Annotated in this window: 12 protein-coding genes; 3 read left to right on the forward strand and 9 right to left on the reverse strand. The window is 47.4% G+C overall.

The features are described from left to right. The first annotated feature begins 9 nt into the window (after positions 1-9). Positions 10-684: a histidine phosphatase family protein gene (locus KB236_09125; GenBank protein UIF28697.1), complete on the forward strand. Its 675-nt coding sequence runs from the start codon at positions 10-12 to the stop codon at positions 682-684. On the opposite strand, the gene KB236_09130 is transcribed toward KB236_09125, so the two are convergent. The 4 genes from KB236_09130 to KB236_09145 form a co-directional block, all read right to left on the reverse strand. Beyond that, a complete protein-coding gene (locus KB236_09130) occupies positions 681-1,562 on the reverse strand; it encodes an aldose 1-epimerase family protein (GenBank protein ID UIF28698.1) in 882 nt (293 codons plus the stop codon). The genes KB236_09125 and KB236_09130 overlap by 4 nt on opposite strands. A 49-nt stretch (positions 1,563-1,611) precedes the next feature. Continuing rightward, positions 1,612-3,240: a mannitol dehydrogenase family protein gene (locus tag KB236_09135; protein ID UIF28699.1), complete on the reverse strand. Its 1,629-nt coding sequence runs from the start codon at positions 3,238-3,240 to the stop codon at positions 1,612-1,614. 399 nt (positions 3,241-3,639) lie between these two features. Next, on the reverse strand, positions 3,640-4,299 hold the full coding sequence (locus KB236_09140) for an HD domain-containing protein (GenBank protein ID UIF28700.1): 660 nt from the start codon (positions 4,297-4,299) through the stop codon (positions 3,640-3,642). Between the two features lies 1 nt (position 4,300). Then, positions 4,301-4,948 carry a TetR/AcrR family transcriptional regulator gene (locus tag KB236_09145; protein UIF28701.1) on the reverse strand — a complete coding sequence of 216 codons (648 nt, stop codon included), beginning with the start codon at positions 4,946-4,948 and terminating at the stop codon, positions 4,301-4,303. Between the two features lie 176 nt (positions 4,949-5,124). Between KB236_09145 and KB236_09150 the strand changes: the two genes are divergently transcribed. Both KB236_09150 and KB236_09155 read left to right on the forward strand, forming a co-directional pair. Further along, on the forward strand, positions 5,125-6,024 hold the full coding sequence (locus tag KB236_09150) for an ABC transporter ATP-binding protein (GenBank protein UIF28702.1): 900 nt from the start codon (positions 5,125-5,127) through the stop codon (positions 6,022-6,024). Between the two features lie 5 nt (positions 6,025-6,029). After that, positions 6,030-7,655 carry a permease gene (locus KB236_09155; GenBank protein ID UIF28703.1) on the forward strand — a complete coding sequence of 542 codons (1,626 nt, stop codon included), beginning with the start codon at positions 6,030-6,032 and terminating at the stop codon, positions 7,653-7,655. 348 nt (positions 7,656-8,003) lie between these two features. Here KB236_09155 and KB236_09160 read toward each other — a convergent pair whose 3' ends face one another. The 5 genes from KB236_09160 to KB236_09180 form a co-directional block, all read right to left on the reverse strand. Further along, positions 8,004-9,194, reverse strand: coding sequence for an acetate kinase (locus KB236_09160; GenBank protein UIF28704.1), 1,191 nt, complete (start codon positions 9,192-9,194; stop codon positions 8,004-8,006). Positions 9,195-9,457: 263 nt separating this feature from the next. After that, the gene (locus KB236_09165) at positions 9,458-9,808 is read right to left on the reverse strand and encodes an aggregation promoting factor surface protein (GenBank protein UIF28705.1); all 351 of its coding nucleotides are present in this window, start codon (positions 9,806-9,808) and stop codon (positions 9,458-9,460) included. Positions 9,809-10,039: 231 nt separating this feature from the next. After that, positions 10,040-10,666, reverse strand: a complete 627-nt coding sequence (locus tag KB236_09170) for a LysM peptidoglycan-binding domain-containing protein (GenBank protein UIF28706.1) — start codon at positions 10,664-10,666, stop codon at positions 10,040-10,042. 549 nt (positions 10,667-11,215) lie between these two features. Further along, a complete protein-coding gene (locus tag KB236_09175; GenBank protein UIF28707.1) occupies positions 11,216-11,839 on the reverse strand; it encodes a LysM peptidoglycan-binding domain-containing protein in 624 nt (207 codons plus the stop codon). 367 nt (positions 11,840-12,206) lie between these two features. Continuing rightward, positions 12,207-12,677, reverse strand: coding sequence for a hypothetical protein (locus KB236_09180; protein ID UIF28708.1), 471 nt, complete (start codon positions 12,675-12,677; stop codon positions 12,207-12,209). Positions 12,678-12,714 lie beyond the last annotated feature (37 nt).

Genomic DNA, 12,714 nt, shown 5'->3' on the forward strand with positions numbered 1-12,714 from the left:
AGTTCTTTTATGAAAACTATTACCATTGATTTCGTCCGCCACGGGCAAACCATCTTCAACACGATGGATAAACTCCAAGGTTGGGCAGATTCACCGCTGACGACAAATGGCATCGCAACGGCCGATCAAGTCGGTCAGTTGCTCAAAGATACCCACTATCAAAGCTACCACGCGTCCGATCTCAAACGAGCGATTGACACGGCGAAACATATCATTCAACCGAACCATTTCCTACAGGCCGAACCCGAACAACACGAAGATTTTCGTGAAGTCTTCTTCGGTTCCTATGAAGGCCTCGACTTTCATCAAGCCTGGATTGAAGTCGGTGAGCAACAACAGCTCGGCTGCCGTACCCAAGCCGAAATCATTCAGAAATACTCATTTGATACCGCACGAGATGCCATGCACGCCGCGGACCCCCGCCATCTTTCAGAAGACGGCGTCACGTTCAGCAAGCGGGTCGATCGGGGCATTCAAGAACTACTGAACGAAGCCCACGATGGTGACCGCTTACTGGTCGTCACCCACGGCACCTTGATTCGCTCGCTGGTGCTGCGGTATGGCCCGGATTTCGATGCGCTCACCAACTACCCGGCCAACGGTGGCATCACCACCTTAGTCGCCCAAGCAACCGATGACCAACACTTTACCGGCCGAGTGACGGTGTACAATCGGTTAAGTTAGTCTTTAACGTGAATATCGTAAGCCATGGTTTCCGTTTGACCGGCAGCCACATGGTGGTTACCTTCCTTACTCTTCAGCTCACGCAGATCGCCGGAAACATCTGGTAATCCGTTGAATGGCTCGATGCAGAGGAACGGTGCGTTGGCGCCTTCCTTGGTCCACAGGGTGACGTAGTCAAAGTCTTGGACGTCCAACGTGATGGACTGACCACTAACTTTAGAACGCAGCGTCACGTGTTCCAAGCCAGGGGCATTCAGAATCATCAAACCATCGTCAAACATCGGATAGTTCAAATCAATCACGCCATTTTCATTCTTGACAGGCAAGCTCTTGCCGCTCCGGAATGGATTTGGCGTTTTTACGATCTCAAAGTGGGTTAAGTCTTGTGGTGCTGGCGTTAAGGCCACTTGGTAATCCGTAAATTGCTCGCCGTCTGAGAATGGCACGTTGAATGCTGGATGGGATCCTAAGGAGAAGGATAGATCCTGTGCATCGTGGTTCTCAACCGCAAACTTCAAGTTCAGACCATCGGCTGTCAAGCTGAAGGTTACTTGTAATTCAAAATCAAACGGATACATTTTTTTAGTGTCGTCAGTCGCACGCGCCGACAGAGTCACTGATGAGTCAGTTTGATTGGCAACGGCAAACGTTAGCCCGTTGACAAATCCGTGTTGAGGCATCTCGAATTTTTGACCATCAATCAAGTAGCTATCTTCATTTGAACGACCAATTGCCGGGAACAATACCGGCGCATGTTTTGGCCAAAGATCGTTATTCCAAATTAAATCACGACCTGTCGTTTGATCCACAAAATGGGTTAACTCGGCGCCAACTTCATTAATCGCAACCCGAAAGCGACTATTTTGAATGGTGATCATAAACTTCTCACTCCTCGTAAATTCTGCGTGACGATCGACAATTTATTCTTTATTTTGCGTGCTTAGCTAAGGCATCTTCGATAGTCTTCACGATAGCGCCCTTGCCAGCAATCATTTGACTGAAGTAGTTTTCAACCTTTTCACCCAAACCAACGGCGTATAAGTCTTGGCCGAAGATTGATGTGTTCGTCAAAACATCCTTCAAGTGAGCGTGCACGTCAGTTGGTTCACCCAACTTAATGTCGCCAACGTACTTCTTCAAGTCATCCATCATTGGATCTGGACTTGGTTCGAAGGCTTCACCCTCATCGTTAACGGCCATCAGGTAACGGAACCAGCCGGCAATCGTCAATGGAATGAATTCCAGCGTCGAAGGATCGAAGCCGTCACGGTCAACGTATTGTTTGATCGTTACCCCGTAACGAACTGGAATCTTCTGTGACGTATCGGTAGCAATCCGTTGTGGCGTATCTGGAATGTATGGGTTAGGCAAACGCTTAGTAACCAATTGGTCGATGAATTCCTTAGGGTTGATAACCTTAGGATCCGTAACAACTGGTAAGCCTTCAACGTAACCAATTTGTTTGATCACACCAACTAGGTCTTTGTTTTGTAATTCGTCAGAGATTGACTTGAATTGCAGAACACTCCCAAAGATGGCTAAGGACGTGTGCAGTGGGTTCAAGCAGGTCGTAACCTTCATTTCATCCGCTTCACCAACCGTTTTGCGATCAGTCATGATCACACCGGCATCTTCAAACTTTGGCCGACCATTCGGGAAGTTATCTTCAACAACCAAGTAGTGAACCTCTTCAGTGTTGGTAAATGGTGCGATGTTCGTGTGCTTTGGCGTGTGAATAATCGTGTAATCTTCGAAGCCAGAATCCTTCAACTTAGCACTAACGGCGTCAGATGGGTTTGGCGTAATCCGGTCGATCATGGACAATGGGAAGCTGATCTTCTTGCTGTCTTGTAAATAGTCTAAGAAGTCTTGACCCACGAAGCCATTTTCTTTCCAGCCCTTGGCAATCGTCAAGACACTGTCCTTTAACTTGTCCCCGTTGTTGGAGAAGTTATCGGTACTCATCAACGTTAATGGCGTTGCACCGTTTTGGAAACGACCTAATAATAAGGAAACTAAACCAGCCATATTCCCCTTAGGTGCTTCAGGACCGGCAGCCAAGTCGGCCTTGGTAATGTCGTTCAAGTCACCGGCAACCGTCTTCAAGTTGTAGCCCTTTTCGGTGATAGAGAAGGAAACCACTTGTAATGAAGGTGCCTTGAAGATTTCTTGCATCCGTTTCCAATCGGCCTCACGAGCAGGCGTTGCAAAGAGAGCTTCGGTAACTGAGGCAAATAGGTCTTTGTCAAAGTTTCCGTCGGCCTTCGTGACAACCCGCAAGATCCGGTCATTGAATGGCTTGTAGACGCCATCGACAACTGAATCATCATAAGTATCCGCAACAATAACCCCGGAGTCCAATTCGCCTTTTTCAATTAAAGTGTTCGCAATGGAGGCGTGGAACGCACGGAACAAGTTCCCCCCACCAAAGTGAACCCAACGTGGGTGTTCATTCGTTGCCGTCCGCAACTTGTCTTGATCATAAGTAGGAACCGTAATTCCGGCTGCCGCAAAAGCTGCCTTGTTATTTAAGTAATCATCCGTTAGTTTAACCATCTGAAACCGCCCTTTCGTATTGTCAAAGTATCGAACTGTCAAATTCAACTAATGGTCGAACAATCAGCACCGTCCAACTAATATACTAGTATGACAGTGTAACCGATTTTATAATACAATATTATCAGAAATTGTCAACCTTTACGCAAGTAGCTTCAACCACGTCTAAGTCGCTGGTACCATGGATTTGCGGGAAAAAGTAAGGTTTTTTACTTTCTGAAATTTTTTCTCGATCGTCAATATCTAATACATTAGTTATGTACATCAATTAAGTTAGCGCTACCATTTCCATGAACAAAAAATGTTAACGTGAACATTGCGTACGGTTACAGTATATCACTTGATATGAAATCTTTAAATCCCTAACTTTGACTTCCCGGCAAATAAAAACGCGAAAGCCTATGCCTTCGCGTTCCATTCTGCTTTGTACTCCGCTAAAAAGTCCAACATGACCTGTTGACGATGTTCGGCCAACTTCTTGGCCGCTGATGTATTCATCAAGTCTTTCAAGGTTAAGAGCTTTTCGTAGAAGTGATTGATGATCGTTTCGTTGTTTAGGTTACGATATTCGGCATGCGTCATTTCCGTCCGTGGTTGAACGGCGGGATCATAAATCTTTTCGCCAAAATGGCCACCGAAGTAGATCGCCCGCGAAATCCCAATTGCGCCAATCGCATCGAGTCGGTCGGCGTCCTGCACAATCTTACCTTCCAACGGCAATGGCTTCGCTGTACCGTCTAGGGTCTTGTGGTAGGACATGTTATCCATGATTAAAAAGATCGTGTCAATCTGCGTCGACGTGAACGTCTGCTGGGCTAAAAAGTAACGTACTTCTTGGCTAGCCTGTGCCGTATCCGTTACAAGTTTTTCGTCGATAACATCGTGAAGGTAAGCCGCCGTCACCGTCAGCAGGCGATCGGCTGCTGGGTAGTGCTGAACCAAACGATCAGCAAGACCAACGACACGCTGAATGTGATCAAATCCGTGACCAGTTTCATCGTCCCCCATTTTAGCTTGAGAGAACTGCTTGACTGCCGCTAAGATATCTGTTTCTGTCATATTAGTTTGCCTGTCCCTTCGTTGTATCTTCATCAATTTGTGGTGGATCGCCAATGAAACCGTAGAAAAACAGGTGCATCAGCTGATCCGCATAGTGTTTATAGGTTTTCGCGTCACCAATCATCGGATGGCTCGTCGGCGAACTGAAGTACTGCACATACATGTCTAAGTACATCATCAGTGCTTCATCCGAGAGCATGGGATTAATCATCCCCGCGGCACGACCACGCGCAATCACGCTGTCCCAAAACCTTTCTTTACCAGCCTGATAAAGTTGTTGTGCCTCATCGTTGCCAAGAGCCCCGCGCATATCATCACTCACGAATTGATAAAAATCATCGGTCATCGAGCCCGCATACCCCGTCTTCGTGGTAATCATGAGCTGAATTAACTCCTGAAATGAATGGGTATGGTCATCGACCATCTTCTGATAGGCCGCGTACCCATCCGTAATCATGTCGAGTACGACCTGATGGCCCAGTGCTAGCTTGCTATCAAAGTATTTATACAAGGTCACCTGAGAAACATCTGCCTCGGCCGCCACATCTTTGATATGCGTGACTTTATAGCCATCCCGCATAAACAATTTGGTCGCCGCTTGAAGAATATTCTGGCGTTGCCGCTGCCGCCGCTCTTGATTTGTCGCCATCCTGATCTCACCACCTTCGTTTAAAACTCCCGTTGTTTATTTTATCATAACTCTTTTAGGAAGCGTTTTTAACTTTAGTGAACTATTTTGTAAAAATAGTTCACTTTTCTATTGACTTCCCCCCGTCGAGGGCTTACGATGATAGCGATTTAGATAAGCGTGAGGAGGGATTTTAAATGACAAAAGATCCGGTATTACAAATTAATCATCTTCAGAAAAAGTTTGGACACTTCCAAGCCTTAAAAAATATTACCTTTAATGTTAACGCAGGCGAAGTTTTTGGTTTCATTGGTCCTAACGGCGCTGGCAAATCAACGACCATTCGCGTCCTACTTGGTCTAATTCGGGCAACCGGTGGTGAGGCTACCATCTTTGGTCAAGACGTTTGGAATGACAGCGTCGCCATTCATCAACGGTTGGCCTACGTACCCGGTGATGTCTACCTCTGGCCCAACCTAACAGGTGGTGAAATCATCGATCTCTTACTCAAAATGAACGGGACGCATCACTCTCAACGAACCGATGACCTGATCAAACAGTTCGGCCTCGATACCAGTAAGAAGGCGCGCACCTACTCCAAAGGAAATCGTCAAAAAGTGGCGTTAATTGCCGCCCTTTCCCAAGAGGCTGACTTTTACATCTTTGATGAACCCACTTCCGGCCTCGATCCTCTGAATGAACGCCAATTTCAGTTGGCGGTATTAGCGCTCAAACGCCGTGGCAAAGCCGTTCTTCTCTCTAGCCACATTCTCTCCGAAGTTGAACGGATGTGTGACCGTATCGCCATTATTCGGGAGGGCAGCATTATTGAAACTGGTAGTCTGGCGGAAATGCGCCACCTGACGCGAACCGTCATGAACGTCACGTTGAAGACCCCGGTCGACCTCACCCAATTAGCCGGTGTTCACAACGTTGAGGCCGGTCAACACCCGAATGAATGGCAATTCTCGGTTGAGTCTAAGTCACTACCGGCTGTTATGCTGGCACTCACTGAACATCATATTATGGCCTTACAAAGTACACCACCAACCCTGGAAGATCTCTTCATGCACTATTACACGACGGAAAAGGAGTGAGGGACATGACCTCTCGTTTTGCCCGCACTGGTCGCTTAACTGGGCTTGCGTTACGCCGCGACCGTTTTCGTATCTTAATCTGGGTTCTGATTCTCGCTGGATTAATGGTGGGCGTTGCCTTCAAATTTACGGATATCTTCGGTACCCAGCACGAAATAGCAGCAATCAAGGATACACTAAAAAGTCCTGCCATGGTGGCCTTACTCGGCGCCTTTAAATTCAAGAACGATCCCTCGACCGCCCAAATCTTTTCGACAGAAATGGTGGTCTTCATGGCCATCACACAGATTGTCATGAACTTAATGCTGGGGATCCACGCCACCCGTGGCGAAGAAGATCAAGGAATCACGGAACTGGTTCGCTCACGAGCAGTGGGGCAACTTGCCCCGCTCGGTGCCGCCGCGTTGGAGCTTGTTTTGGTCAACGCCCTAATCGCGATCCTCTACGGCGTGGGTTTAGGTTTTTCTAACATGCACGGGATCACGGTGGCTGGCAACTGGGCCGTGGCACTCGGACTAGCTGCGGTCAGTCTGGTCTTCGGCCTCTTAGGGTTGGTGACCGCGCAACTGGCCGATCATTCGGCCAGCGCGACCGGTCTTGCTTACATGATCTTTGGCCTCACCTACATCGTCCGCATGATCACAGATATTCAGAATCCCGACTACACGTGGTGGTCACCTCTAGGATGGGTGGAAAAAATTTCGCCATATTATCACCCCAATTGGCTACCACTGCGCCTTTCTCTGGTAACGGCATTTATTCTCTTTGTTCTAGCCGCAGTCATTAATCTCCAGCGGGACCTTAACGCTGGTGCCCTCGCAACGCGACCCGGTCGTCGCACCGCTTCTAGCTTCCTACGTGGGCCAGCCTCTCTACTCTGGCGACGTGAACATAATGTGATTATCGGTTGGATTATCGGGTTAGCCGTTCTCGCGATGACCTACGGCAGTATCTACAACAGCGTCGGAAATATGCTAAAAACCAATCCAACGATGCAACAGGTCTTCGGCTCCAACGTCTTACATGAAGCCAACCACGCCATGCTGGTGAGCTTTACATCTACCTTAGTGATTCTCATGGCAGCATTGGCGGCCATCCCTGGTATTCAAATTATCTACAAACTTTACTCTGATGAAACCAACGGCTGGCTAGAATCACTCTACGCGCGGCCCCTGTCACGGACTCACCTGTTCTTTGGTTACATCTGCACGGGCCTATTCAGTAGCCTAGTCGCCTTTGGCGTTGCGATTAGCAGTCTGATCTTAGTGGGAAATGCCACGTTGCGTCATCCCCACGATGGCCTCACAACCTTTGAATTCTGGCAATCCATCTGGGGACAGCTACCAGCCGTCCTGGTCTTTATCGGCATTGCCGCCGCGATTATCGGTTGGTGGCCGAAAATTAGAAGTCTCAACTGGGTATACTTGGGAATTGGCTTTATCTCGATTTACATGGGCGGCATGTTAAAGCTTCCTGCGTGGGCGCAACATCTTTCTCCGCTCGGCTGGATGAATAAGGTCCCAACGCACAGTGTTGAGTGGACCAATTTCAGTTGGATGCTCGCCTTAGCGGTGGGGCTCATTCTACTGGGATGGTGGGGCTATCAGCGACGGGACCTGCATATGAGTTAACCTTTCAACGAAACGGCATTCCCTGTGAATGCTGTTTTTTTATTTTTGTAGACTCAGCATACGGGGATTTTAGTCAAACTGCAAGTGTTAACTATTGATAATATTATTCATATTTTAAAATTATCAAACTTGTTGCTTGATCCTAACATTTTTCGACTAATTCATTTCTAGGCACGACCGCTAAACCGCCAAATAGAATAATCAAATTGTTGTCGTATTTTGTATGGCAATCCGTTATGCTATGAATACCGACAAAGCTTCGTAATTTTTCCAGCTTTCGGTGAGCTATCATGTCTATTTTTAACGCATCACAAAAGGACCCGCCAATCGACGCGTCCTTCCTGTACCTTATGCTTGTGTCAGTCGTTCAACGTCACGAACAATCATTAACTCTTCATTCGTCGGCACCACGAGTACCTTGACCGCATTTTCATTTGGACTAATCACCCGCTCTTGCCCACGAAAATCATTTTTAACCGGGTCAATTGCAATTCCTAAGTCATGCAGTTTATTCGCAATGGCTTGGCGCATCGCAATCCCATTTTCACCCGATCCGGCTGTAAAGACAAGGGCATCGACGCCACCCAATTCGGCGACATAACTACCAACATAACGCACTACGCGGTTAACAAACATCTCTAGGGCCAGCTTAGACTTCGGCCGTTCATCTTGTGTTCGCTCAAGGTCACGCTGATCCGGTGAAAGCTCCGAGATACCCAACAGTCCCGATTCATGATTCAAAATCGTAATCATTTCCGGCATCGTCTTATGTAGCTTTTCAGCCAGAAAGGCGACAAGTGATGCATCAATATCGCCCGAACGCGTCCCCATCATAACACCTGCCAAGGGCGTGAATCCCATGGAGGTGTCACGTGCCCGCCCATGATCGAAGGCCGTAATTGAAGCACCCGATCCCAGGTGCAAGGTAATCAATTTCAAATCAGCTAATGGCCGTTCCAACAACTCAGCCGCCCGCGCGGCAACATAACGATGACTCGTTCCATGGGCCCCGTATTTACGTGCCCCAAACCGTTCGTAATAGCTGTACGGAATGCTATACATATAATTCACGGCTGGCATCTGGGTGTAAAGCGAGGTATCAAATACCGCCACTTGCTGGGCATGGGGGAGCAACTGCGCAAATACTTCAATGTAATAAGCCTGAATCGGATTGTGCAATGGTGCATAGTCTTTCAGTTCTTTAATCTGGTGTAAAACCCTTGGGGTGATGACCGCAGAATCTTTAAATAGCTCACCGCCTGCAACCACCCGATGGCCCACACCCGTGATCTCGTGTAGATGCCGCAAAATACCATATGATTTCAACCGCGTCAGCACCATCGCCGCCGCTAACTTATTCGTAATGTTATCTTGGGTTTCCGAAAACTTCTCGCCATTAGCTAATTTCACCTTAAAGATCGAACCCGGTAGATTCAAGCGATCTACCAACCCCGAAGCAATTACCCGCTCCTCGGGCATTGCAAACAGCTGCCACTTCAAAGTTGAACTTCCCGCATTAATTGCTAGCACTTTTGTCATGATACGCCTCCCGCTCAGTCATTAATCACAGTTTATCGGACTCAGGAACCGTTTACAATTAAAACACTGCACAAGATTTAATGCCTCTTTAGGCACACTGGGCAAAAGGTGACGTGAGGCTAGAACCCGCGTCAGATTACTTTTTCTATGACACCGTCTCCCTACATTGTAGTCAGCAATCGACGTAGCCATCTCAAATCACGCTAAAACAAAAATCCGCCATCGGTCCTGACGACCAACAGCGGAAATCATTTTCATTCAATTTAGAACCAGCCCCAGGATAACCAATGGCGCTTGGCCTTAACCCACGTGCCATACCGGCTGTGAGCATACTTATCAGCCGTCTTTTCTTGATTAGCCTTACTGTAGTCACCCTTCAAGTATGAGCGCGTCAACTGATATTTACCGTAATACCGGCCATTGCTAGCACGGTAGTTTCCGCCAGATTCCTTGTTGGCAATCCAGGCTTTGGCCCGCTTCTCCTTCTTAGACAGGGTGCAAACATACTTCACGCTAGCCTCAGCAGTGATACTCGTGCTAGCAACCGTCGCAACACTGGGGAGGATCATTGAAACCAGCATTAACATAACCATAAATAATGACTTCAGCTTCAACGGGGTCCCTCCTAGCGAATTTGTTAAGAATAGCATAACGTTCTTAAGTTACAGGAAAGTTGTCCGAATGTTACGAAACGGTAACAGCGAGCCCCATTTTATCCGAGATGGGGTGAGAATCCCGATTTTTAGCGGTTTACGCAACGCAAAAACGACGGTCCACCCGCAAAGGTTTTACCGTCGTTTCTTATCTTAGTTTATTAACTAGCTACTAAACGCTGATGACTCGGCTTAGTACCAGCCGTTTGCTTGCCAGAAGGCCTTGGCAGCTGCCCATGAACCGTAACGGGAGCTAACGTAAGAGTTGGCCACCTTTTCCTGGTTAGCTGCGGAGTAATCACCGTTCAGGTAAGACTTGCTTAATTGGTACTTACCGTAGTAGTTACCGTTAGAAGCGGTGTAAGAGCCACCGGATTCCTTATTAGCGATCCAAGCCTTGGCTGAAGAAGAGTCAGAGCTGGTCGTTGACGCCGTGCTCGTTGAGGCAGAACTCGTCCCTGTTGAAGCTGAAGACGTGGTGTTTTGACTGTAGTTGCTGGTCGTGTTCGCAGCAGCCGTCGTCGTTGAGGTACTTGGCGTCGTGGTTTGTGCTGATTGCGTCGTCGTAGCAGTGGTGCTAGTAGAACTAGGAACCACTAAGGATTCGCCGACGTAAATCAAGTTGACGTTCTTTAAACTGTTGGCCTTTTCGATTGAAGAAACACTAGAACTGTATTGGTTAGCAATCTTTGCGACAGTGTCTCCCGACTTCACCGTTACCCGGACGTCGGCGTTAGCGGAAGTGGTGCCAGCAAATAATCCGGCGCCTAACACTGCAGCAGTACCTAAAGTAGAAACTAAAACTTTTTTGATATTCATAAAAATGAATGTCCTCCTTTGATTTAAGTGAAGCGGTTTGTCTATCAATTACTTAACGAGACCTATCATAACCTGTGGACGTTACATCACCGTTGTCCCTGAGTTACACCCGCGTTAAGAAAAATGAGGTTAAATGACAAACTGTAACATGGTTAACCGTGCCGAAACATTAAGCCGGTTTTCGAGTGCTTCATTGCCGCTATGTGACGATTTTGACTAAAATCACACGCTATTCGCCCAGACTTTAACGAAAATACGCCTTAGTCATGGCCAATTTATCAAATTGTTTTTGGTTTTTGGGCCAACCACAGCCTGTGTTCGTCCCAAATCGGCTGAATCGGTGGGGCTGACCGTACACTCTCGTCACAATTTTCATGAGTGCGTCCATCACTTACTCTTCTATAGAAGAGAGTTATCCGAGCTCAGAGCCAACTCTTCCAATCATTCCCACTAGTAAGGCCGCTCGTAATCCCCAGATCGACAAAAAAGCCCCCACGGACCTGCATCCGTGAGAGCTTACTTGATTTAAACGATTAAATTAGCTGAGTTTTAGTACCAGCCGTTTGCTTGCCAGAATGACTGGGCAGCAGACCAAGAACCGTAACGGGAAGCAACGTAGCTGTTGGCAACCTTCTCTTGGTTGGCAGCAGAGTAGTCCCCGTTCAGGTAGGAAGAACTCAATTGGTACTTACCTACGTATTGGCCGTTACGTGCTGAGTATGAACCACCAGATTCTTTACCCGCAATCCAAGCCTTAGCGCTGGCTTCAGAGCCAGAAACGCCAGTAGAAGCAGTCGTGTTGCTGCTAGTAGAAGCTTGGTTGGAATAAGAAGTGGTTGCTTGGCTAGTCGTGGATTGGCTAGTTTGAGCGGAAGTGTTGGCCGTGTTGTTACTGTAGTTTTGGCTAGCAACGTTAGCAGACGTCGTGGCCGTCGTCGTGCTGGTTGGCACGTTTAACGTTTGACCCACGTAGATCAAGTTGCTGTTAGCCAAGCTGTTGGCCTTTTCAATGGCGTTGACTGACGTGTTGTACGTGTTAGCTAATGACCAAACAGAATCCCCCTGCTTGACCGTAACAGTATCGGCGTTAGCCGTTTGCGTTGAGGCGAAGAGACCGGCACCGACTACGGCAACCGTCCCTAAAGTCGTAACTAAAGCTTTTTTGATATTCATAAGAAATGAATGTCCTCCTTTGTTTGCTTAACGGGTATTAGAATAACCGATGGGTATTACATTCAAATTGACGTTAGATTACACGGAGGTTAAGAAAAATATTACATTATGACATTCCGTAATATTTGTAACTCTCACGTAATATAAAACGCTTTAATAAGCCATTTTTTACCCATTTTAGCCAAAAAGGGGGTGCTTTTTTGGTGCCTTTTGCACTGAAAAAACCGATTTTTTTATGTTTTCAAATGATAATTCAATGAAAATTCGGTCATTTTTCGCAAAATCGCACTATTTTTGTCAAAAAAAAAAGGCGGTTCACCCGACTAAAATCAAAATTCCAGTCAGCTTAATCGCCTGATTATTCCAATTATAAGGGGAAATCATCCTTCAAGCCGGCCGCAATTTCGTCGGGATTATTCGCCGTAAATCCATCACTAATCGTAAAGTGACCGGTTGCTGCCCATTTCTCCAGATACGGCAAGCTCTCACTCACCCGACTACTAGCGCTGGTGACAAATGGAATCACCGTCACCCCCGTCAAGTCAGTTGTGGTCAGAAAATTGTGGACAATCCGAGGCGGCTGATGGTACCAGGTCGGGAAACCCAGGTAAAGTGTCTGGACGGTATCTAACGTCACGGGGTTAAATTCAGGGAGTTGTGATTTTAGGTTCTCAGCATCGGTTCGCGCGACCAATTGCTGGAAACCTGTAGTAGGATACGGTTGCTTAGCGGTTAGCGCCACAGGCGTTAGCTGGAGATACCGTCCGACGGTTTCCGCTGCCGTTTGCGTACGGCCTGAGACTGAGAAATACACCAAAGCTGTTTTCGATTGTGCCATCATGATTCCTCCTTAGATTAATTTACCACCTTAAGCA

The organism is Levilactobacillus brevis, assembly GCA_021383565.1.
In the GTDB taxonomy this organism is placed as follows: domain Bacteria; phylum Bacillota; class Bacilli; order Lactobacillales; family Lactobacillaceae; genus Levilactobacillus; species Levilactobacillus brevis_B.